The sequence below is a fragment of the Kribbella yunnanensis genome (genome assembly GCF_039529655.1).
Taxonomy (GTDB): domain Bacteria; phylum Actinomycetota; class Actinomycetes; order Propionibacteriales; family Kribbellaceae; genus Kribbella; species Kribbella yunnanensis.
Window position 1 is genome coordinate 72,672 of record NZ_BAAANF010000005.1, and the last position, 20,552, is coordinate 93,223.

General features: G+C 66.6%; 21 protein-coding genes, 1 tRNA gene and 1 other RNA gene. 15 read left to right on the forward strand and 8 right to left on the reverse strand.

Going from position 1 to position 20,552, the window contains the following annotated elements; genetic code table 11:
- Nucleotides 1-692 precede the first annotated feature (692 nt).
- The 3 genes from ABD231_RS09070 to ABD231_RS09080 all read right to left on the reverse strand — a co-directional run bounded on the left by ABD231_RS09070 (nucleotide 693) and on the right by ABD231_RS09080 (nucleotide 5,382).
- Nucleotides 693-3,095 carry a Tex family protein gene (locus tag ABD231_RS09070; RefSeq protein ID WP_344148029.1) on the reverse strand — a complete coding sequence of 801 codons (2,403 nt, stop codon included), beginning with the start codon at nucleotides 3,093-3,095 and terminating at the stop codon, nucleotides 693-695.
- Between the two features lie 161 nt (nucleotides 3,096-3,256).
- Complete coding sequence (locus ABD231_RS09075) at nucleotides 3,257-4,687, reverse strand: MFS transporter (RefSeq protein WP_344148032.1); 1,431 nt, start codon at nucleotides 4,685-4,687, stop codon at nucleotides 3,257-3,259.
- Nucleotides 4,688-4,746: 59 nt separating this feature from the next.
- Nucleotides 4,747-5,382, reverse strand: a complete 636-nt coding sequence (locus tag ABD231_RS09080) for a DUF624 domain-containing protein (RefSeq protein ID WP_344148035.1) — start codon at nucleotides 5,380-5,382, stop codon at nucleotides 4,747-4,749.
- Between the two features lie 108 nt (nucleotides 5,383-5,490).
- Here ABD231_RS09080 and ABD231_RS09085 point away from each other — a divergent pair, with 108 nt between their 5' ends.
- The 8 genes from ABD231_RS09085 (at nucleotide 5,491) to ABD231_RS09120 (ending at nucleotide 12,794) form a co-directional block, all read left to right on the forward strand.
- The gene (locus tag ABD231_RS09085) at nucleotides 5,491-6,579 is read left to right on the forward strand and encodes a substrate-binding domain-containing protein (RefSeq protein ID WP_344148037.1); all 1,089 of its coding nucleotides are present in this window, start codon (nucleotides 5,491-5,493) and stop codon (nucleotides 6,577-6,579) included.
- Nucleotides 6,554-6,976: a hypothetical protein gene (locus tag ABD231_RS09090; RefSeq protein WP_344148040.1), complete on the forward strand. Its 423-nt coding sequence runs from the start codon at nucleotides 6,554-6,556 to the stop codon at nucleotides 6,974-6,976. The genes ABD231_RS09085 and ABD231_RS09090 overlap by 26 nt, the downstream gene beginning before the upstream one ends.
- On the forward strand, nucleotides 6,973-8,076 hold the full coding sequence (locus ABD231_RS09095) for a hypothetical protein (protein WP_344148043.1): 1,104 nt from the start codon (nucleotides 6,973-6,975) through the stop codon (nucleotides 8,074-8,076). The genes ABD231_RS09090 and ABD231_RS09095 overlap by 4 nt, the downstream gene beginning before the upstream one ends.
- A gap of 133 nt (nucleotides 8,077-8,209) precedes the next feature.
- Nucleotides 8,210-9,490, forward strand: a complete 1,281-nt coding sequence (locus ABD231_RS09100) for an extracellular solute-binding protein (RefSeq protein WP_344148046.1) — start codon at nucleotides 8,210-8,212, stop codon at nucleotides 9,488-9,490.
- Nucleotides 9,487-10,425: a carbohydrate ABC transporter permease gene (locus ABD231_RS09105; RefSeq protein ID WP_344148048.1), complete on the forward strand. Its 939-nt coding sequence runs from the start codon at nucleotides 9,487-9,489 to the stop codon at nucleotides 10,423-10,425. The genes ABD231_RS09100 and ABD231_RS09105 overlap by 4 nt, the downstream gene beginning before the upstream one ends.
- Nucleotides 10,418-11,326: a carbohydrate ABC transporter permease gene (locus ABD231_RS09110; RefSeq protein WP_344148051.1), complete on the forward strand. Its 909-nt coding sequence runs from the start codon at nucleotides 10,418-10,420 to the stop codon at nucleotides 11,324-11,326. Before ABD231_RS09105 ends, ABD231_RS09110 begins: the two co-directional genes overlap by 8 nt.
- A gap of 12 nt (nucleotides 11,327-11,338) precedes the next feature.
- Nucleotides 11,339-12,052, forward strand: a complete 714-nt coding sequence (locus tag ABD231_RS09115) for a hypothetical protein (protein WP_344148054.1) — start codon at nucleotides 11,339-11,341, stop codon at nucleotides 12,050-12,052.
- Nucleotides 12,045-12,794 (forward strand): class I SAM-dependent methyltransferase, encoded by a 750-nt coding sequence (locus ABD231_RS09120; RefSeq protein ID WP_344148057.1) that lies wholly within the window; start codon nucleotides 12,045-12,047, stop codon nucleotides 12,792-12,794. The genes ABD231_RS09115 and ABD231_RS09120 overlap by 8 nt, the downstream gene beginning before the upstream one ends.
- Here the strand turns inward: ABD231_RS09120 and ABD231_RS09125 are convergent.
- Nucleotides 12,785-13,600, reverse strand: coding sequence for a nitroreductase/quinone reductase family protein (locus ABD231_RS09125; protein WP_344148060.1), 816 nt, complete (start codon nucleotides 13,598-13,600; stop codon nucleotides 12,785-12,787). The genes ABD231_RS09120 and ABD231_RS09125 overlap by 10 nt on opposite strands.
- A 175-nt stretch (nucleotides 13,601-13,775) precedes the next feature.
- On the opposite strand from ABD231_RS09125, the gene ABD231_RS09130 reads away from it, so the two are divergent.
- On the forward strand, nucleotides 13,776-14,315 hold the full coding sequence (locus ABD231_RS09130; RefSeq protein ID WP_344148063.1) for a TetR/AcrR family transcriptional regulator: 540 nt from the start codon (nucleotides 13,776-13,778) through the stop codon (nucleotides 14,313-14,315).
- 65 nt (nucleotides 14,316-14,380) lie between these two features.
- Nucleotides 14,381-15,130: an SDR family oxidoreductase gene (locus tag ABD231_RS09135; RefSeq protein WP_344148066.1), complete on the forward strand. Its 750-nt coding sequence runs from the start codon at nucleotides 14,381-14,383 to the stop codon at nucleotides 15,128-15,130.
- Here ABD231_RS09135 and ABD231_RS09140 read toward each other — a convergent pair.
- Nucleotides 15,099-15,989: a zinc-binding dehydrogenase gene (locus ABD231_RS09140; protein ID WP_344148069.1), complete on the reverse strand. Its 891-nt coding sequence runs from the start codon at nucleotides 15,987-15,989 to the stop codon at nucleotides 15,099-15,101. The genes ABD231_RS09135 and ABD231_RS09140 overlap by 32 nt on opposite strands.
- A 117-nt stretch (nucleotides 15,990-16,106) precedes the next feature.
- On the opposite strand from ABD231_RS09140, the gene ABD231_RS09145 reads away from it, so the two are divergent.
- Both ABD231_RS09145 and ABD231_RS09150 read left to right on the forward strand, forming a co-directional pair.
- On the forward strand, nucleotides 16,107-16,508 hold the full coding sequence (locus ABD231_RS09145) for a hypothetical protein (RefSeq protein ID WP_344148072.1): 402 nt from the start codon (nucleotides 16,107-16,109) through the stop codon (nucleotides 16,506-16,508).
- 5 nt (nucleotides 16,509-16,513) lie between these two features.
- The gene (locus ABD231_RS09150) at nucleotides 16,514-16,915 is read left to right on the forward strand and encodes a VOC family protein (protein WP_344148075.1); all 402 of its coding nucleotides are present in this window, start codon (nucleotides 16,514-16,516) and stop codon (nucleotides 16,913-16,915) included.
- A gap of 112 nt (nucleotides 16,916-17,027) precedes the next feature.
- On the opposite strand, the gene ABD231_RS09155 is transcribed toward ABD231_RS09150, so the two are convergent.
- Nucleotides 17,028-17,115: transfer RNA gene (locus ABD231_RS09155), tRNA-Ser, on the reverse strand.
- A gap of 63 nt (nucleotides 17,116-17,178) precedes the next feature.
- Between ABD231_RS09155 and ABD231_RS09160 the strand changes: the two genes are divergently transcribed.
- Nucleotides 17,179-17,808 (forward strand): CatB-related O-acetyltransferase, encoded by a 630-nt coding sequence (locus ABD231_RS09160; RefSeq protein WP_425554160.1) that lies wholly within the window; start codon nucleotides 17,179-17,181, stop codon nucleotides 17,806-17,808.
- Here the strand turns inward: ABD231_RS09160 and ABD231_RS09165 are convergent.
- Entirely contained in the window at nucleotides 17,801-18,616 is an 816-nt protein-coding gene (locus ABD231_RS09165; protein WP_344148081.1) for a TIGR03620 family F420-dependent LLM class oxidoreductase, read from the reverse strand. The genes ABD231_RS09160 and ABD231_RS09165 overlap by 8 nt on opposite strands.
- Nucleotides 18,617-18,722: 106 nt before the next feature.
- On the opposite strand from ABD231_RS09165, the gene ffs reads away from it, so the two are divergent.
- Together ffs and nadE are read left to right on the forward strand one after the other, a co-directional pair.
- An RNA gene (gene ffs, locus ABD231_RS09170) (signal recognition particle sRNA small type) lies at nucleotides 18,723-18,819 on the forward strand.
- 38 nt (nucleotides 18,820-18,857) lie between these two features.
- Nucleotides 18,858-19,676 (forward strand): ammonia-dependent NAD(+) synthetase, encoded by an 819-nt coding sequence (gene nadE, locus ABD231_RS09175; protein ID WP_344148084.1) that lies wholly within the window; start codon nucleotides 18,858-18,860, stop codon nucleotides 19,674-19,676.
- Here the strand turns inward: nadE and ABD231_RS09180 are convergent.
- On the reverse strand, nucleotides 19,669-20,520 hold the full coding sequence (locus tag ABD231_RS09180; protein WP_344148087.1) for an alpha/beta fold hydrolase: 852 nt from the start codon (nucleotides 20,518-20,520) through the stop codon (nucleotides 19,669-19,671). The two genes, nadE and ABD231_RS09180, sit on opposite strands and share 8 nt — an antisense overlap.
- Nucleotides 20,521-20,552 lie beyond the last annotated feature (32 nt).

Sequence of the window (20,552 nt, forward strand, 5' to 3'; positions counted from 1 at the left end):
CCAGATGTCCGCAGACCTGACCTCAGTACTGCAGATCCACGGAGCCCCCGCTGCCACCCAGCGACAGTGATCATCCGCGAACCGGCATTTGGCTGGCTGACCCACGAAATGGTGGGTGGGCTAACCGCCGTGCGAGGGGCCCACCCACCATGAGATGGGCTGACCCACGAGCTGCGATCCCCTACCCCAGGAATCTGGCGGGCAGCGACCACCTGATGGGCTGCCCACCTCCTTGTGCAGGCTCGCGTAAGCACGAAGACCGTGCCCGAAGGTGGTGAGCGGGAACGGTTTGACGGATCACCTGTGCACGAACACCATGCACAGGTTGGGCGATCACCTGTGGACGAAGGCCGTGCGGGGTCGGCGGATCGGCGACCCACGAAGATCAGCACGGTGGGGTTCACAAGTGATGAAGATCGTTCACGGGCTGGCGGGGTCGGCGCCCCTTGAGGATCGTGCACGAGTTGGAGATCACCTGTGCACCAAGACCATGCACGGGGCGGCGGGATCGGCGAGGCATGAAGATCGTGCTGGCCGACAGGATCGGCGACTCACGAAGATCGTGCACAGGTTGGGGATCAGTTGTGTGCAACCCGAGCAGGGGTGGGGGTGATCGCCGGGGCACTGGTGTTGGTGCACGGGTGGCGTGGACGAGCTGAGTGTGAAAGGCCCCGGCGTACCGGGGCCTTTGGTCAGCGGACGGTGAAGCCGGCTTTGCGGAAGGCGTCGGCTAGGGAGCCTTCGTCCATGGGGGTGTCGGCTTTGGGGGTGGTCTTGGGGCGTGCGCCCTGGCCGCCGCGGCCGCCACCGCCGGGACCACGGCCGCCACCGCCTGGTCCGCGACCGCCCTGACCGCCGCCGCTGCGGCCGCCGCCACCAGCACCGCCGCGGTTCTGGTTGCCGGTCGACGGGCGGGCGCCGCCTACCTCGTCGTCCAGGCGGAGGGTGAGGGAGATGCGCTGGCGGGGGATGTCGACCTCGAGGACCTTGACGGTGACGATGTCGCCGACCTTGACGACCTCGCTGGGGTCTTTGACGAAGTTCTTCGACAGAGCCGACACGTGCGCCAGGCCGTCCTGGTGGACGCCGACGTCGATGAAGGCTCCGAAGGCGGCGACGTTGGTGACCTGTCCTTCCAGCTTCATCCCGGGCTTCAGGTCGGCGATCTTGTCGACGCCCTCGGCGAAGACTGCGGTCTTGAACGCCGGCCGCGGGTCCCGGCCGGGCTTCTCGAGCTCAGCCAGGATGTCGGTGACCGTCGGCAGACCGAACATGTCGTCGACGAAGTCGGCCGCCTTCAGCCGCTTCAACTCGGCCGATCCGATCAGCGACTTCACGTCGGAACCGGTCGCGTCCAGGATTCGCCGTACGACGGGGTAGGCCTCGGGGTGCACGCTGGAGGAGTCGAGCGGGTCGTCGCCACCGGGGATCCGGAGGAACCCGGCCGCCTGCTCGAAGGCCTTCGGTCCGAGTCGTGCCACGTCCTTCAACGCCGAGCGCGAAGCGAACGGACCGTTGACGTCGCGGTGCTGCACGATGTTGTCGGCCAGGCCCTGCGTGATCCCGGAGACCCGGGTCAGCAGCGGCGCGGAGGCCGTGTTGAGGTCGACGCCGACCGCGTTCACACAGTCCTCGACGACCGCGTCCAGCGAACGGGACAACAGGTTCTCGGCGAGGTCGTGCTGGTACTGCCCGACGCCGATCGACTTCGGGTCGATCTTCACCAGCTCGGCCAGCGGGTCCTGCAGGCGGCGCGCGATCGAGACCGCGCCACGCAGCGACACGTCCATCCCGGGCAGCTCCGCCGAGGCGAACGCGGACGCGGAGTAGACCGAAGCGCCGGCCTCGGAGACGACGGCCTTGGTGAGCTTGAGTTCCGGGTGCTTGGCGATCAGCTCCGCGGCCAGCTTGTCCGTCTCGCGCGACGCCGTACCGTTGCCGATGGCAATCAATTCGACGTTGTGCGCGGCGGCCAGTGCGGCCAGGGTGGCGATCGACTTGTCCCACTGGTTCTGCGGGACGTGCGGGTAGATGACGCCGGTGTTGACGACCTTGCCGGTCGCGTCCACGACGGCGACCTTCACGCCGGTCCGGAAGCCCGGGTCGAGGCCCATCGTCGCGCGGGTGCCGGCCGGGGCGGCGAGCAGCAGGTCGCGCAGGTTCGACGCGAAGACCCGGATCGCCTCTTCCTCGGCGAGCTGACGCAGCCGCATCCGCAGGTCGATGCCGAGGTGCACGAGGATCTTCGTCCGCCAGGCCCAGCGAACCGTGTCGACCAGCCACTTGTCGGCTGCGCGGCCCGCGTTCTCCACGCCGACCTTGCGGGCGATGGTGGTCTCGTACTCGGTCGGGCCGTCGGCCTCGACACCGGCCGGCAGCGGCTCGATGTTCAGCGTCAGCACGTCCTCCTTCTCACCACGGAACATGGCGAGAATCCGGTGCGACGGCATCTTCGTGAACGGCTCGTCGAACTCGAAGTAGTCCGAGAACTTCGCCCCGTCGGTCTCTTTACCCTCGCGGACGACCGAGGCCAGCCGGCCTTGCGTCCACAGTCGCTCGCGCAGCGCGCCGATCAGGTCCGCGTCCTCCGCGAACCGCTCGACCAGGATCGCCCGCGCGCCGTCGAGGGCGGCCTGCGCATCCGGTACTTCGGCGTTCACGAACACCGCCGCGGCCGCCAGCGGCTCCACGGTCGGATCGGCCATCAGCCCGTCGGCCAGCGGCTCGAGGCCGTTCTCCCGGGCGATCATCGCCTTGGTACGGCGTTTCGGCTTGAACGGCAGGTAGATGTCCTCGAGCCGCGACTTCGTGTCCGCCGCCAGGATCGACGCCTTCAGCGCGTCGTCCAGCTTGCCCTGGCTCTCGATCGACTCCAGCACGGTCTGCCGGCGCTCCTCCAGCTCCCGCAGATACCGCAGGCGCTCCTCGAGCGTGCGCAGCTGCGCATCGTCGAGCTCTCCGGTGACCTCCTTGCGGTACCGCGCGATGAACGGGACCGTCGAGCCCTCGTCCAGCAGCGCCACCGCTGCCCGCACCTGGTTCTCGCGGACCTCCAGCTCTTCGGCGATCCGCTGCTCGATCGACTGCACCACCACGTTGCTTCCCCTTCACCGACAACCGAACCAGCGAGCCCAAGACCCGCACCCCCATATCCTTCCCCATCCCACCCCCCACCCCGAAACCCGCCACCCCACCCTGTGGACAACCCGGACGCAGAACTCCCCGTGACCGTGGTGGGTCACGGGGAGTGTCGTACTCAGTTGGTCTTGGCGGGGCGCATGAAGAAGTAGGCGATCAGGACCGAGACGGCGACGATGCCGGCGGCTACGGCGAAGGAGAAGTGGTAGCCGTTGGTGAGGGCCTGGAGGGGGGTGCTGCCGGTGGTGTTGGTGGCGGCGAGGGTGGCGAGGACGGCGAGGCCGAGGGCGGCGCCTACCTCGCCCATGGTGCCGATCAGGCCGGAGGCGAGGCCGGCGTCCTCGGGCTGTACGTCGGCCATCGACAGACCCATCAGGGCGGGGAAGGCGATGCCGCCGCCCAGGCCGAGCAGGGTGAGTACGGGCAGGACGTGTACGACGTAGCTGCCGCCGACCGGGGCCTGGGTGAAGAGGACGAGTCCGGCGGTTACGAGCAGCAGTCCGGCGATCAGGGGGCGGCGGGGGCCGAAGCGGGTGACCAGCTTCTCGGAGTACCGGACCGAGAGGAGGCCCATCACCACAGTGGTCGGCAGGAACGCCAGTCCGATCTCCAGAGCGTCGTACCCGAGCACTCGCTGGAGGTAGAGCGAGCCGAGGAAGAAGATGCCGAACATGCCCGAGGCGGACAGTGCCTGCACCAGGTTGGCGCCGGACAGGTTGCGTGAGCGGAAGATGCGCAGCGGCACCAGTGGGTTGGCTGCGGTTGCCTCACGGACCACGAAGCAGATCAGCAGAGTGATCGTCAGGAGTGCCAGTGCGACGGTCCGTCCGGCAGTCCAGCCCAGCTCGGCGGCCGGCTTCACGATGGTGAACACTCCGAGCATCAGCGCCGCAGTGATCAGCACTGCGCCCGGTACGTCGGTTCCGCGGCCCATCCCGAGGCCCTTGTCCTTCTCGATCAGCTTCACGGCCAGGGCGACGGTCAGGATGCCGATGGGCAGGTTCACGAAGAAGATCCAGTGCCAGCTGATCGCCTGGGTCAGTACGCCACCCGCGAGCAGACCGATCGAGCCGCCGGCCGAGGCGACGAAGGCGTACATGCCGATCGCCTTGGCCTGCTCACGCGGCTCGGGGAACAGGGTGACGATCATGCCGAGGATCACTGCGGAGGTGAGCGCGCCACCGATGCCCTGGATGAACCGGGCGATGACCAGCACCTCCTGCGAGGACGCCAGCCCGCACAGCACCGAGGCGGCGGTGAAAACGACCAGTCCGGCGATGAAGATGTTCCGGCGGCCGAGCAGGTCGCCGAGTCGCCCGGCCAGCAGCAGCAGGCCGCCGAACGCGATCAGGTAGGAGTTCACCACCCACGCCAGCGAGGAGCTGGTGAAGCCGAGGTCGTCCTGGATGGCCGGCAGCGCCACGTTCACCACGGTGACGTCGAGCACGATCATCAACATGCCCGCGCACAGCGTGTAGAGAGCGAGCCAACGCGAGCGGCCGCCCTGCGTGGCCGGCGTGGTCGCCAGGGTGTCGGTCGTCGCGTACATCTGAGTCTCCTTGAGTCCTTCGAGAGGGCCTTTACACCCTTACGTCGAACCAAAGGGGCTCAGATTGACACGTCGCCCGAATCTTTTTCTGCAGACTCCGTACGGCGCTGTCCGCCGCTCAGCCAGTAGGCGATGAGTGCCGGGACCAGTCCGGACCCGATCACGAGCAGTGTCGGCACTGTCGCCGCCAGCGCGAACCAGGTGAGCAGGCCGATCACACCGCCCGCCACAGCCAGTGACCGCCGGAGCAGGAACAGATTGGCTTGCCGGAACAGGAGCTTCATCGTCGCGTCGGTACCCGCATCCCGCAGTACCGCGAGTCCGCTCAGATAGAGCCCGACGATCATTCCGGTCAGCGGAATCAGGATCGCGAGCGCGAAAATCCGCGCCGGCCCGCTAGCATTTGCCCAGAACGCGAGTCCGAAGGCGAGCATCACACCGCCGACGTACAGGGCGAACCCGGACATCCAGAACCGCTTGAACGCCCAGCTGAACTCGCGGAAGTACAGCCGCATCATCCCGGTCCGCTCCTGGCTGATCGCCTCGGGGAGGACCCGCTGCAGGGCGAACGCGGCCGGGAAGAGGGTGATGATTCCGGCGCTCAGCACCAGGAAGGTCAACTGCAGCAGGAGCAGATCGCCGACCACTGTCAGTTTCGCCAACACTGCGTTGGTCCGGCCGCCGGCCTGTTCCACGGGTTCGCCTCTCGTTGTTCACACGCATTACGGATAAGCCCAGGATGATCGTATGATCACAAACAATCATTCGAAACCACGGATCGACCAACGAATCGGGAACCGCACATGCTTGCACCGGAGCGCCACGAGCTGATCCTGCGGAGCCTGCGCCGCCACGGCCGGCTCCGGGTGGGCGAACTGGTCGCCGAGCTGGGCGTTTCCGCGATCACAGTACGCCGCGATCTCGCCGAGCTCGATGGTGCCGGGCTGCTCCGCCGAGTGCACGGCGGCGCGATCGGCACCAGCCCGACCGGCCAGAACACCGCCGGTGATCGGTTGACCATCGGCATCATCGTCCCGAGCGCCTCGACGTACTACACCGACGTGATCCGCGGCGCCGAGGCGACCGCAGCCCGGTACGGCGCCCGCCTCGTCCTCGGCGTCTCCGGCTACGACGCCGACACCGAGCTGGAGCGGATCGAGAAGGTGCTCGGCGTCGGCGTAGCCGGCCTGCTCATCAGCACCGCGTACGGCGACCGTGATGGACACCTTCTCGGCACCCGCCTCGACGACATCGACGTACCGGTGGTCCTGATGGAACGCGCCTTCGGATTCCCCGACGTCGCCCGCGAGTACGACCACGTCCGCACCGACCACGCGTACGGCGCGATGCTCGCCCTCCGCCATTTGGCCCAGCTCGGCCACCGCCGGATCGCCGTCAGCATGCAGCCGACCGTCACGGCCTACTGGCTCCGCCGCGGCCTCGAAGAAGCGGTCAGCACGCTCGGCATCGACATCTACGTGTCGGAGCTGGAGCTCCCGCAAACCGGCGACGACCCCGCCTCCCTCGCCCAGCTGGACGCCTTCCTGATCGAGTGCGAGGCGTTCAGATCCCGAGCCGTCCTCGTCCACTCCGACGAACACGCCGCCCGCCTCATGGAACGCGCCATGGAACGCGGCCTCCGCATCCCCGAAGACCTCGCCGTCGTCGCCTACAACGACGTCACCGCAGCCCTGGCCGTAGTCCCCCTGACCGCCATCTGCCCACCGAAATTCGCCCTCGGCGAGACGGCGTGCGACCTCCTCCTCCGCAAACTCCAGTCCACGCCGGGCCCGGTGCAGCATTTGTCACTGCTTCCGACGCTCAATCTCCGGTCCTCCTGCGGTGCCCAGAAGGTAAATTCAGCCCATGGACTACGAGCAGTTCAGGGTTGAGAGCGACAAGGTTCTTGAGGTTCTCGGCGACACGACCCTTCCGGCGACGCTGCCCGACGACATCGCCCGGCTGAAGGAACTGGCCGCCACGATCGACGACCCCAAAGACCGCTGGGACGCCGACGGCGACATCGAGAACATCGAGGCCATCATCCGCGCCGGCGAGGGTGCGGATGAGCCGCCGTGGTCGGAGGCGATGAACGAGGCAGTTCGGGCTCATGCTGCGGCCACCGACGACAGTGGCACGGTGGCCGAGCGCATCGCGCGAGCGTACGCCGGGATCGAAGCCATCGGCCGGATCGCTGACAGAGCCCCGGAGCACGAGCGGCACGCGATCAGCGAGATGAACGGGTCGCTGCTCATGCTGGCTGAGGCCCTGGAGCCCGACGCCGAGTGAAGGTCACCAGTTACCGGGAGCTGATGGCGGAGCAGGCCCGGGCCGCCGTCAGAGTTTCTGGTGCCCACCACTCCTCGTGGAACGGCAAGCTCGGTGTCACGGATCCCGCGCAAAAGATCAACGGCTCGGTCTCCTGGGACCACACCATCAATTATTCCGACAGCGCGGTCACTGGCCCGCTGAAGGACATGTTCGAGAACGCCCGGGTCCACCACCAGGACCCACTGGTGCTGCGGTCCTACCGTGAAGCGATCAAGACCGTCCATCACGAGAACACCCACGCCCTCGCGGCGGAGGGTACCGAGCACGTCGACGGCAAAGCGGCTTACCAGAATGCCGCTGAGCAGGCGCTCGAAGAAGGCATCACCGAGGTACACAGTTACGACAACCTCAATGCATACATCGACGAGCTCGGGCTCGAGGAGATCGCTCCGGGGATCAAGACCGCCGAGGCGCGGTCGACGTACCCGCACTACACGCCCGCGGCACGCCGTTTCGCCGAAGGCATCGGGCGGGAGTCCGGTGTGGAGCCGGCCGAGGTCGCCCGGCGCCTTGCTGTGGTCCATCCGGGGCAGAAGTTCCGTGCCGCGGCCGAGATGCTCTACGACAGCAGCGATCTGCCGGGGAAAGTGCCGGAATCGGAGCGGGAGGCGGCGATCGGGCGGATCGAGGCGGCGATGAAGCCGCCGATGGCCGGCTTGAAGGCGCTCAAGGAGGAGTCTGATCCGGACAAGAAGCGGCGCGAATCGGCCCGGGTCGGAGGTGCCTCGGTGCGCGCCGGCAGGGACGCGGTCCATGCGCTGAGCAAGGAGTGGAGTCAGCCGGCTCCAGAGATGCGGGTGGAGCGCGGAGTCGTGACCGAGCAGGATCGATCGAACGAGCAGGATCGGTCGAACGGGCAGGCGCCGCAGGAGGCTGGGCAACAGACCGCGGGCGGCGCGGAGCCTCAGGAGTTGCCGCCGGACCTGGCGGCCGCGGTACATGCGAGTCGTTCTGGCACGGAGCCGCTCAGTTCGGCGAGTCGGCTTGGTGAGGATCGGATGGGATCGCGCCGCTCGGGGAGTCAATCAGCGGAGCGCGGGCCTGAAATCGAGCGGTGATCGGGTTCATCGCGCGGAACTGTGATCGATCTGGTTCCGGAACTGATCGAAAGTGATCATTCGAAGCCTGAGGTCTTGACGAGGAAAGCCCTTTCCCATACTTTCGCTGCACTTGATGCGAAGGAGTTCCCCTGTGAGACGTTCCGTGGGACTGACGTTGCTGGCTGCGGCCCTTGCCGTCGTGGTCAGCAGTTGTGGCAGCGGGGTGATCGACAAGAGCACGGACGGCGTTGCGCCGGCCGAGGCCACCGGGACATTGCGGGTGCTGCTCCCGTCGTTCCCGCCCAGCAACGAGGGGCGGCAACAGTTCCAGAAGGTCGTCGACGACTTCCACAAGGCCTATCCGAAGATGAAGGTCGAGCCGGACTTCGCGACGTACAACAACCTGAACGAGAAGATGTCGACCTCGATCGCGGCGGGCTACCCGTACGACGTGATGGTCACCGGCGTCGGCTGGATCCAGCCGTTCGCGTCCAAGCGGATCTTCGCCGACCTCGGCGATTTCGGCCTGACGCCGGACGTGATCCGGGAGAAGAGCCTGGCGGCGCTGATCCCGGCGGTCACCTACGACGGCCGGATGTACGGCTATCCGCTGCTCGCGGACACTCGTGCGGTCGCGCTGCGCAAGAGCGCGTTCATCGAGGCGGGCCTGGATCCGGAGAAGCCGCCGACGTCGCTGGCCGATATCAAGGTCGCGGCCGAGAAGCTGACCAAGCGGGACAAGAACGGCAACATCACCCGGAGCGGGTTCGACCTCGCGTCGGCCAGTGGGTTCCGGCAGTCGTTCACGACGTTCCTGGCTTCGACCGGTACGACGCTCTACGAGAACGGCGAACCGAACTTCGACAACCAGGCAGGGCTCGACACCCTGCTGTGGATCAAGTCGATGATCAACAACGTGCAGCCGTACGGTCAGGTGAACGCGGCCCAGCAGCCGCTGGTCTACTCCGGCGAGGCCGCGATGGGGATCGTCGGCGGTGCGGTCGACTGCAGCACCGGCGGTAAGGGCATCGGTCAGAAGAACTGTGACGACCTGAAGTTCTTCCGCTTCAACAGCGGCAAGGAGATCGAGTACATGGGTGGCGACCTCGCCTCCATCGGTTCCCGCAGCCGGCACAAGCAGGCGGCCTGGTCGTTCATTCAGTCGCTGACCAAACCGGACACCCTGGACGCGATGGCCAAGCTGAACCGGAAGTTGCCGGCGTACAAGGACGCGGCCAACTCGCCGCAGGCGAAGTCCAACCCGCTGAGCAAGTTCGTCGCCGAGGGCCTGGACAAGGCCGCGAACGAGAACGAGGTCCCGCCGAACTGGCTCGAGATGCGGGGCAACTTCGACATCCAGCTCACCCAGGCGGTCCTCGGACAGAAGGATCCCGCGAAGGTGCTGCAAAACCTGGCAGGACAAAGCCGATGAGCACAACACTCGAGCGCCCGGCGCTCGCCACCTCGGGCAAGCCCGCGGTCGCCAAGGACAAGGGCACGCTGACCCGCAGCCAGGTCCGGACCGGCTGGGCCCTGCTGGCGCCGGCCATGCTGCACTCCGGCATCTTCATCGTGATCCCGGTGATCGCCGTACTGGTGCTGAGCCTGACCGACTACAGCTTCGGTGACACCTGGGCCTGGGTCGGCCTCGGCAACTACACCGAACTGTTCCGCGACGTCGACTTCCTGGCGTCGCTGTGGCACACCGTGCTGTACGCGCTGGTCGTGATCCCGATCTCGATGGCGATCTCGCTAGCGGTCGCGATCGGCCTGAACCAGAAGATCCGCGGGATCGGCTTCTTCCGGACCGCGTTCTACATCCCGACCGTCACCGCGACGGTTGCGGTGGCGACGATCTGGCTGTGGATCTACAACCCGGGCTCTGGTCTGGCGAACGGCTTCCTGAGTCTGTTCGGGTTCGCACCGAACCGCTGGCTGGCCGACCCCGGTACGGCGCTGGGCTCGCTGATGGTGGTCGGTGTCTGGCAGGGTCTCGGAACCAAGATCATCATCTACCTGGCCGCTTTGCAGGGGGTGTCTCGCGACCTGCTCGAATCGGCGGACATCGACGGCGCTTCGCGGTGGCAGAAGTTCCGCAACGTGACGCTGCCGGCGCTCGGTCCGGTGCAGTTCTTCGTGCTGATCACGTCGGTCGTCGGCACCTTCCAGGTCTTCGACCTCGTCTACGTGATGACGCGCGGTGGACCCGGTAGTGAGACGCGCGTGCTGGTGCTGGACATCTACCAGAACGCGTTCCAGGACCTCAAACTCGGCTACGCGTCCGCCGAGACCGTGATCATGATGATCGTGATCGCGCTCTTCATCGGCGTCGGACGCCTGCTCCAGAAGGCGGACACCAATGACTAGCGCCACGTTGCCGGCGGTCGCACCGGCCTCGACGAAGCCGTCGGCGCTCCGGCCGGGCCGGATCCTGCTGTACGTCGTACTGATCATCGGTGCGCTGTTGATGATCACACCGTTCCTGTGGATGGTGCTCACGGCGTTCAAGAGTGAGCTCGAGATTCTCAAGTTCTCGTGGTTGCCTGGTGAGCTGCGCTGGAGCAACTTCAGCGAGGCGATGCAGACCGCGCCGTTCCTGCGCTACTTCCGCAACAGCGCGCTGATCGCGCTGGGGGAGACGGCGTTCACCTTGGTCGTCTGTACGACGGCCGGGTACGCGCTGGCGAAGTTGCCGCTGAAGGGCGGCAAGTTCATGCTCGGCTACTTCATCGTGCTGCTGCTGGTTCCGTTCCAGATCATCCTGGTACCGCTGTTCATGATCGTGAAGTCGATCCCGCTGTTCGGCGGCAACAACATCATCGGCCAGGGCGGTATCGGCTGGCTGAACTCCTGGTGGGGACTCATCATCCCGCTCGGCGCGGCGCCGTTCTTCACCTTCCTGGCCCGGCAGTTCTTCGTCTCGCTGCCGGACGAGCTCGCCCAGGCGGCCCGCGTCGACGGTCTCGGTGAGTTCGGCATCTTCTGGCGGATCATGACCCCGCTGATCAAGCCGGCCCTGATCACCATCGCGGTCTTCCAGATCGAAGCCGCCTGGAACGGTTTCCTCTGGCCGCTGATGATCACCACCTCGGACGAGATGCGCCCACTCCAACTGGGGCTGGCGATCTTCTCCCAGAACCCGGCCGAGATCCAGTGGCCGTACCTGATGGCCGGTACGGCGCTCGCGACCCTGCCGATGATCGTTCTGTTCGTTTTCGCTCAGAAGCGATTCATCGAAGGCATGGCGAACGTCGGCATCAAGGGCTAGAAACTCAAACAGGTGCTCACCCCGCCCCGGGTGAGCACCTGCGAGTCCCCCCAACATCCGGCGATCCGAAGAAGCACCGAAGCGCCCCGCTGGCCCCCCACCGGCACGCTCACCCGTTTATCGTCACAGTCCGCCGACCGTTACAGGTCCGTACGGTTTTTTCGCCATTTCCCCGAACGTTTTCCCCCCCACCCCCACCCTTTTCCAGAAATCGTCACATCACGCACAGTCACGATGACCCTGGGTAGTCAAAAGTGGCGGAACGCAGAGGCACACCGCTTCGTGCCGTTGCAGGAGTTGGATCTCGCGCGTGCCACCGAGCAGGCGCTGACGATCAGCCGGTTCGATCGGCATCCGGAGTCGCACGGGTCTGGGGTGGATGTCGCCAGCGGGCGCGAGATTGCCGAGCTGATGGTCGAGCTGACTGCGGATCAGCCGGTGTGGGTTGGTGCGGCGCCTTGGATGGATGCGAGCGACGTACTGCATCTGATGCATCTGCAGGGGTTGGTGCCGTTGGAGGCCGGCGATGTGCCGTGGGACTTTCGGCTGGTTTGTGTGATCAGTCAATTGCTTGGGCGGACGCGGATGGGACCGACGACCTCGGTTGGTGAGATGGCGGCGTTGGTCGGGATTGATCAATCGGTCTATGCGATCCACGATGCGCTGGCGGATGCGCATTTCGTTCGCGACCTGTTTGATGCGCTGACAGACTCGGCGGATGGATGAGGCTGTGCGGGGCAACCAGGCGGTCTGGGAACGGGCTGCGACCAAGTACGTCAACGAGTACGACGAGATGCTGGATCTGGCTCGTGGTCGGTGGGAACTGTTTCCGCGAGAGCTGGAGTTGTTGGAGCCGGTGCTGTCGCGCGGGCCGGTGGTCGTGCATTTCCAGAGTGGGCACGGGTTGGATGACACTGCGCTGGTCCGGGCGGGGGCGCGGAAAGTGGTGGGCGTCGACTACAGCGTGGTGACGGCGGGTGCGGCGCAGCGGCGGGCGGCGGAGGTCGGCGTACCGTGTCACTACGTTGCTGCTGAGGTTCCCGGCGTACCGGTGCGGGACGAGTGTGCGGACCTGGTGTACACCGGCAAGGGCGCAGTGATCTGGATGCGCGATATCGACGCGTGGGCACGGGATGCGGCGCGGGTCCTGCGGCCTGGCGGCAGCCTGTTCGTGTACGACGCGCATCCCGCCGTACCGATGTGGTCGTGGGATGAGGACGAGCCGCGGATCCGCCCGGACCGGAGCTACTTCGCGGAATCGCATGTCAACGACACCTTCCCCGGCAACGGCGCGCGCGAATGGCAGTGGACGCTCGGACAGATCGTCACCGCGATCACGCGCGCCGGGCTGCGGCTCGACGTACTGGAGGAGTACGCCGAGCCGTTCTGGCGTCCGGACGACGGGTACACGGCTGCGGCCTGGTCCGGGCGCCTGCCTAACGCCTATGCCTTACTCGCTCACAAGTAGGACAGCAGCGCTGCCTCCTCACGATCGAGGTGCGCCGTCAGGAGAGCGACGATCCGGTCGATCTCCGGGAGCAGGTCGGGCTGCGGCGTGGTGAGGAGCTGCTCCAACTCCTCCAGGTGTACGGCGAGTTGGTCGTGCTCGGACTGCAGTACGGCGATCTCGTCGGCCAGCTCGGGGTGTTGCTCGAGCAGGGCCGGGAAGATGCCGCCCGACTCGCCGGTGTGGTGATGGTGCAGGCCTTGGCACAGCGTGAGGCAATTGACGCGCAGCTGCGCCCCGATCCCCGCCGTACCGGAGGTCGCGACCTCCTTGCGGATCAACGCGAGCTCCTGCCGGAAGACCGTATGGATTCGAATGAGCAGATCCGCGAACGAACCGCTCCCACGCGGCGGCCCGATCTGCTTTTGCGCAAGGGCGATCACGGGGATCGTCCGCGTCGTACCGGCCTGGTACTCACCCCAGCCCTTGTCCGCCTCGACGAGCCGGGCGAACACCTCGTCCCGCTCCGCGCCTTCGAGCGGGACGGCGTCCGCCTGATAGGTGAACAGACCTGTCTCGACGGTGACCTCGGGGTTGGTGAGCAGGTTGAGGTACCAGTCCGGGTGCTTGTCGGAACCGCCGGCCGACCCGACGACCAGCAGGCGGTCGCCGTCCGGGTAGTAGCCGATGAAGGCGGTGTGGGGCCGGCCCGTACGGCGGCCAGTCGTTGTCAGAAGCAACATTCGTTCGTCGGCGAACGCCCCGCTCAGCCGGCCGTTGTTCGCGCGGAACTCAGTGATCAGTGCATCGGTAAAAGGGTTCGGCATTCTCTTCTCTCGGTTGGGGATACTGCGCTGGTGCGGTGAGAGAAGACGAGGGCGGCCCGCGGGCGGCCCCTTCGGCGCTCAGAGAGCGACCGGGAACCCAACTCGTGAATGGCGCAAGGCCGACCCGGTAGTCACGTTCGCCAGCATACCCGCCGCCAGGGGCCACAATGGGCCGGTGACCTCATTGCGCGACCGCCTGGTCGAGGCCGGCGTCGAACTCCTCGAATCCGACGGCCTCGCGAACCTGTCCCTCCGCGCGATCACCCGCCGTACCGGCGTCTCCCACGGCGCTCCGCGCCGGCACTTCCCCACCCACAACGCCCTACTGGCCGCCATCGCCAGCACCGGCCTCGCCGACCTGGCCGCCCGCCTCCAGCTCCCAGCCGAGGGCTCCGTCGAGGACCGCTTGGTCGCGGCCGCCGAGCGCTATTTGGAGTTCGCCGCGGAACGCCCCGGGATGTTCGACCTGATCTTCCGGCACGACCTACTAGAAGGTGCAGGCGGGAACCTTCGCGAGCAATCCCTCCCGCTCCTCCGGACCTTCATCGACCTGGTCGCACAGTCGCACCCCACCGACGCACCCGCCCGAGCCGTAGCCCTCTGGACCAACCTGCACGGCCTAGCCACCCTCCGCGCCACCCACACCCTCGAACTCCTAGAGGACCTAGACGTGCCAGCCCTCACCCGCCACATCGTCCAAACTCACCTGACTTGATGTCACAGCACCGGGCTGCGGCGGGTCCTGGTGTGCGTGAACATGGGTGAACGAAAGGACATGAGATGAAGACCATCCTCGTCACCGGCGGCACCGGGCGTCTCGGGCGACCGACCGTCGAGCGGCTTCGTGCTGCTGGTCATACGGTTCGGGTGCTCAGTCGTCGTACCGGCTCGGGATTGATGACTGGCGACCTGAGCACGGGCGACGGGATCGCGGCCGCGGTTGACGGTGTCGATCTGGTTGTCCATCTCGCGACTGGTCTGGGGCGGCGGGATGTTCAGCAGACGCGCACACTGCTGAAAGCAACCCCGGCGTCCACGCACGTGATCTACATGTCGATCGTTGGTGTGGACGAGATCCCACTCTCCTACTACCGCTACAAACTCGAGGCCGAGCAGCTCGTGGAGGCGCATCCGGGTCACACGATTCTGCGTGCCACGCAGTTCCACAGCTTGTTGGACAAGATCTTCAGTCTGAAGCTCCCTGCGCTGTTCGCCCCCGCGGCGACCCTGCAGCCCATCGCCGTCGAGGACATCGCGGCACGCCTGACCGAGCTCGTCGCCGACCCCATCCCGGGCCGAGCCGCCGACATCGGCGGTCCGGAATCCGTGTCGATCCCCGACCTCGCCCGGACCTGGAAGGCCGCTCGGAACTCGCGTCGGCCAGTCGTCCCACTCCGGATCCCCGGCAAGATCTTCCGCGCGTACACCGCCGGCTCCGCGCTCGTCCCCGGACCGCCGTACGGGACGATCACCTTCGCCGACTACCTCGACGGCGGGGTCAGTCGACGTGCAGGACGGCCTTCCCGGTGATCCGGCGGTCCAGCAGAGCCTCGATCGCGGCTGGGGTCTCCCGCCAGGAGGATTCCAGTTCGACCTGACCGTCCAGGCGACCGGCGGCGAGTAGGTTGCACAGCCGGGCCAGGTCGGCGGCCACGCTCGACGGTTCGTCGAAGTTGTTGAGGGTGTAGATGCGGGCGCCGGGTGAGCGGGAGTACCACCCGGCGCGGAAGGTGATCGGCTGGTCGTCATCCTGAGTGGCGAGACTGACCACCACGCCATGCGATGCCAGGTGCTCAATGGCCTGCCCGAACACCGTGCCGCCGACCGACTCCACGATCAGGTCGAAGTCACCCTCGATCCGCTCAGTGACCACGTCCGCGCCTCGCAGGTCGGACGACCGACGTACCAGCGCTGTCACGTGCGCACCAGCCAACTGCGCAAGCTGTACGGCGAACCGTCCGACTCCACCTGTCGCACCCGTGACCAGCACCCGCTTGGCCAGCAGGAGCCCGCCGATCTCGAGCGACCGCAAGGCCGTGAGCGCGGCAGTCGGCAACGTCGCAGCCTGTACGTCGGCCACGCCCGCCGGGATCGTCGCCAACCACTGCGTTGAGATTGCGGCCAGTTCCGCCCAAGCGCCCTTCCGTCGTACCAGCCCCACAACCCGGGACCCGACCGCCGGCCCACTGCCATCAGCCGCAGCTTGCACCACAACGCCAGCCGCATCCCAGCCAGTGACCGCTCCCTCCGGCAACTTCGCCAGATCGAGCACCTCACCCTGGTTCAACGAGAACGCTCGAACCCGAATGATCGCTTGATCAGGAAGCGGCACCGGGTCGGCAACAGTGGTCAAACGAACAGACCGATCAGCCTTGACGAGAGCAAGCACCTTCCCGACGATAAGCCGGGTCACAGAGGTCGGCCACGCCCTTGCCCGGAAAGGCAACTTCCTCGTCCTGACATGTATTCTGACCGGCGCTTCTTCCGCCGAATCAGGGACACAGGGATGCCGACACACGAGTGGGCCACAGCCAGCGACGGATACGGCTCGCCCCGGCGCCCCTATCGGAAGGCTCAGCTGATCCTCGGCGTGGCCTTGCTGATATGCCTGGCCGTCGTCGTTGTGCGCCAGATGACCGGTGCGCCGGGTACCAAGAACTACAAGACCAGCGTCGATTGCCAGGTGAACACAGTCGGCTCGCAGGGCACCGTGACGATCAACGGCACCATCACCGGCGACTCCACGAGCTACTCGGTGACTGTCGACGTACTGGACGTAGCCTCGCAGCAGCGGATCGGCGGCCAAACCTTCGAAGTCCGCGGCACCAACACCTTCAGCGGAACCACCCCAGCCGAAGCCCCCATCGGCGCCTCAGGCATCGACTGCAAAATCACCAAGGTCGCCTAGCGCTCATGACCCAACCGAGGATGCGAATCGGCGCCGTCACCATCACCGCAGCCCCGCCTCCGCACACCCGCGACCTGGCCAGCTTCTACGAGCGCCTGCTCGGCTGGCGAATCGTCGACGAAGGACCAAAGGGCGGTTGGTTCCAGCTCCACCCGCCCGAAGGCGAGACGGACGGGACCCTACTCGGCATCAACATCGAGTCCGACGAGGAGCACGTGCGCCCGGTCTGGCCGAGCAAACCCGGCCACCAGAACGCGATGATGCACCTCGACATCGGCGTCGAAGACCTCGACGAAGCGGTCGCCTGGGCCCTGGAAGCAGGCGCAACCCTCGCCGACGCTCAACCCCAGGAGCACGTCCGCGTCATGCTCGACCCCCACGGCAACCCCTTCTGCCTGTGCCGCTGAACTGAAGAAGGGCCGGTCGCTGATGCGATCGGCCCTTCCTTTGTTCAGCCCCTGCGGGTGACCACGTCGTGCGTTGCCCAGTGGAAAGCTGGTCGGGTGGCCGCTCGGAGAGTGGCGGAGGATACGAGATTCGAACTCGTGAGGGGTTGCCCCCAACACGCTTTCCAAGCGTGCGCCCTAGGCCTCTAGGCGAATCCTCCAAGCGGAGAGGATACGCGAGAACGAGTTGACTTCGGAAATCGGGGCTCGTCTAGGGTCGGGTCATGGGTGCTCCGGATCCGAATGTCGTCCATCCGATGCCTGAGACTGAGCGGGTGGTGTTGCTGAAGGCGGTGGTGAAGTCGCCGTTGATCGAGGTGGGGGACTTCACGTACTACGACGATCCGGTGGATCCGACCGCGTTTGAGACCACGAATGTGCTCTATCACTACGGGCCGGAGCGGTTGCGGATCGGGAAGTACTGCGCGCTGGGCGAGGGGACGACGTTCATCATGAACGGGGCCAACCATCGGATGGATGGGCCGTCGACGTTTCCGTTTCCGATCATGGGTGGGGATTGGGCGGAGCATTTCGACCTGATCACCGGGTTGCCGGGGCGTGGGGACACGGTGGTGGGGAACGACGTGTGGTTCGGGTACCGGACGCTGGTGATGCCGGGGGTGACGATCGGTGACGGGGCGATCATCGCGTCCGGTGCGGTCGTGGTCGACGACGTACCGCCGTACGGGATCGTTGGTGGGAACCCGGCGAAGGTGATCCGGCGGCGGTTCGGGGATGAGGACGTGGAGCGGCTGTTGCAGATCGCCTGGTGGGACTGGCCGGCGGAAACGATCACGGCGAATGTTCGAGCGATCATGGCCGGCCAGATCGAGGACCTCGAGCAGGTTATCTAAGCAGGGTGGGCGCCAGGGCTCGCCACTGTTCGGTCGGCTGAGGGCCGGTGATGCCCGTGATCACGTTGATGGCGACGTGGTCCGCGCCGGCGGCCAGGTGTTCGGACAGCTTGGCCTTGATATCGGCCGGGGTACCCCAGGCGGCCAGGGCGTCGACCATGTGGTCGGGGAGCTCGGCTTGGTCTGCTGCGCTGAAGCCCTGGCGTTCGAGAGAGGCGGCGTACGCCGGGATCGTCGGGAAGAAGCTGATGGTGTCCCGAGCGATGGCGCGGGCCTTGTCCGGGTCGGTTTCCTGTACGACGAGGTGGCTCACCGCGAGCAGTTTGTCCGGCCCGAGCACGTTGCGCGCCTCGGCGGTGTACTCGGGCGTGATGAGGAACGGGAACGCTCCGGCCGAATGGTCGCGGGCCAGCTCCAGCATGCGGGGACCGAGGGCTGCGAGTACCCGGTGGTCGACGGGCACCTCAAGCTCTTCCAGGTACGCCGTGAGTCGCTCGATCGGGCGTGGTCCGTGCGCCCCGCCGAGGCCGACCGTGAATCGGCCAGGCGCGCTCGCCTCCAGAGCCGCGTACGTCGCTCCGACGTCGGCGGCCGGATAAGTCACGATCGCCAGAACCCCGGTGATGAACTTGATCGTTTTTGTCGCATCGATCAGGTCGGTGATCGTCTGCAATCCGGGCAGTGGGCCACCGGACAACCAGATGGCCGGGTAACCGAGTTCTTCGGCGGTCTGTGCGGCCGCGAGCGAATGTGGGCTGCTGTCCAGGCCGGTCGCGATGCCGAACCGGCCGAATTGATGATCTGTCACGTACTCAGCTTGCGGCGCTGCGGGTTCGCAGAGCCAGGGTGTTCGCTCACAGCGTGGGAGGAGCGGCCCGATTCCCGGTCGGCCGCTCGCATCCCGTACACTTTCGACTGGTTCCCCGCGTGGCGGTATCTCGCCCAACTCCCCCAGGGCCGGAAGGCAGCAAGGGTAAGTGAGCTCTTCCGGGTGCGCGGGGAATCCTCATGTCCAGGCCCGATCACACCAGGCCCGTGAGGGAGCCCCGATGAGCGACGAGCGCCGCTACCTGCAGGAACTGATCATCGCCGAGCTGGGTGTGCCGGCGTCCTTCGATCCGGAGGCCGAGATCGAGCGCCGGGTCGAGTTCCTCGCCGACCAGCTCCGCCGTACCGGCGCGTCGTCGTACGTGCTGGGGATCAGTGGCGGGGTCGACTCCGCGACCGCGGGGCGGCTGTGCCAGCTCGCGGTCGAGCGGGTCCGTGGTGAGGGCGGTCAGGCGACGTTCGTCGCGATGCGCCTCCCGTACGGCGTTCAGGCCGACGAGTCGGATGCGCAGCGATCACTGAAGTTCATCCAGCCCGACGAGACGCTCGTGGTCGACGTGAAGCCAGCCACCGACGCCATGGTGGAGTCGGTGCGGCACGCCGGGTTCGGGGAGCGCGAGGACTTCCACGTCGGCAACGTCAAGGCACGGCAGCGAATGATCGCGCAGTACACGGTCGCCGGCGCGCGTGGCGGTCTAGTGGTCGGGACGGACCACGCGGCCGAGGCGGTGATGGGCTTCTTCACCAAGTACGGCGATGGCGCGTGCGACCTGACTCCGCTGTCGGGGCTGACCAAGCGCCGGGTTCGCGAGATCGGCGCCCGTCTCGGCGCGGCTCCCGAGATCACCGGCAAGGTGCCGACCGCGGACCTGGAGACGAACAATCCCGGCGTACCGGACGAGGTCGTTCTCGGCGTCACGTACGACGAGATCGACGACTTCCTCGAAGGTCGTGAGGTCGACGAGAAGGCCGCGAGCACGATCATCGCGACTCACCGCCGGACGGCGCACAAGCGCGTCGTACCGCTCGCTTTCAGCTGAGGACGAAGCCGGTCACCAGTTGCGTGTAGGCGTCCGCCGCCTCGGCATGGACGAAATGCCCGGCGGCGGTAGCGGAGTAGTAGGTCCCGTCCGGTACGTCGGCCTCGAACCGCGCGATCTCCTCCGGACTGGTGACCGGGTCGCACGCACCCTTGATCAGCAACGCCGGCTGGGTGATCTGCGCGAGCAGTGGTAGCAACGATTCGAGGAACTCCGGAGTCTCGGTGATCACCTGTGAGAAGTGGCCGGACCGGGCGTGTAGCTCATCGGGGATCTCGGTGTCGGCGGGGAGCACCAGGTCCTGGGTGTCGGGGCCGAGGTAGATCTCCATCCGGCGGTCGCCCAGCTCGTGCAGGAGCGCGATCCGGTCGTCCCACATCTGCTTGGTCGCCGGGCCCTCATGTGGCGGGAGCTGTACGTCGGGCGCGATGCGCTGTGCTGCTCGAACCAGGGTCTCGGAGTTCAGCTGCACGTCCCAGGCTGGGTTCTCGAAGATGACCTTCGCGACGGAGTCCGAGTGGGCAACGGCGTACCGGAGTGCCAGGCGGCCGCCGAACGAGTGGCCGAGAATCGACCAGCTCTTCAGACCGAGCGTCTCGCGGAGGGCCTCGAAATCCGCGATCAGATCAAGCTCGGTGATGGGTCCGGTGAGTGGATCGGACTGCTGTACGCCGCGTTGGTCGGCGCCGATCACGTGGAGCCGCTCGGCCAGCCGGTCGCCCTGGAACGAGAGGAAGTCGTACGAGCCGGAACCCGGTCCGCCGTGCAGGAACAGCAGTGGCGGCGCATCTGCGGCCCCGCGACGGTCGACGTACAGCCTGGTACCGCGGACCTCGATCAGCATGCCCGGGAGCCTAGGCGCTCGGTGCATCGGTT

Coding starts and splice junctions, on each gene's coding strand:
- ABD231_RS09075 (WP_344148032.1), bottom strand. CDS start 4,687: ATGTACGCGACGACCGACACCCTGGCGACCACGCCGGCCACGCAGGGC.
- ABD231_RS09085 (WP_344148037.1), top strand. CDS start 5,491: ATGCTTGCACCGGAGCGCCACGAGCTGATCCTGCGGAGCCTGCGCCGC.
- ABD231_RS09090 (WP_344148040.1), top strand. CDS start 6,554: ATGGACTACGAGCAGTTCAGGGTTGAGAGCGACAAGGTTCTTGAGGTT.
- ABD231_RS09105 (WP_344148048.1), top strand. CDS start 9,487: ATGAGCACAACACTCGAGCGCCCGGCGCTCGCCACCTCGGGCAAGCCC.
- ABD231_RS09110 (WP_344148051.1), top strand. CDS start 10,418: ATGACTAGCGCCACGTTGCCGGCGGTCGCACCGGCCTCGACGAAGCCG.
- ABD231_RS09120 (WP_344148057.1), top strand. CDS start 12,045: ATGGATGAGGCTGTGCGGGGCAACCAGGCGGTCTGGGAACGGGCTGCG.
- ABD231_RS09125 (WP_344148060.1), bottom strand. CDS start 13,600: ATGCCGAACCCTTTTACCGATGCACTGATCACTGAGTTCCGCGCGAAC.
- ABD231_RS09135 (WP_344148066.1), top strand. CDS start 14,381: ATGAAGACCATCCTCGTCACCGGCGGCACCGGGCGTCTCGGGCGACCG.
- ABD231_RS09145 (WP_344148072.1), top strand. CDS start 16,107: ATGCCGACACACGAGTGGGCCACAGCCAGCGACGGATACGGCTCGCCC.
- ABD231_RS09150 (WP_344148075.1), top strand. CDS start 16,514: ATGACCCAACCGAGGATGCGAATCGGCGCCGTCACCATCACCGCAGCC.
- ABD231_RS09160 (WP_425554160.1), top strand. CDS start 17,179: ATGGGTGCTCCGGATCCGAATGTCGTCCATCCGATGCCTGAGACTGAG.
- nadE (WP_344148084.1), top strand. CDS start 18,858: ATGAGCGACGAGCGCCGCTACCTGCAGGAACTGATCATCGCCGAGCTG.
- ABD231_RS09180 (WP_344148087.1), bottom strand. CDS start 20,520: ATGCTGATCGAGGTCCGCGGTACCAGGCTGTACGTCGACCGTCGCGGG.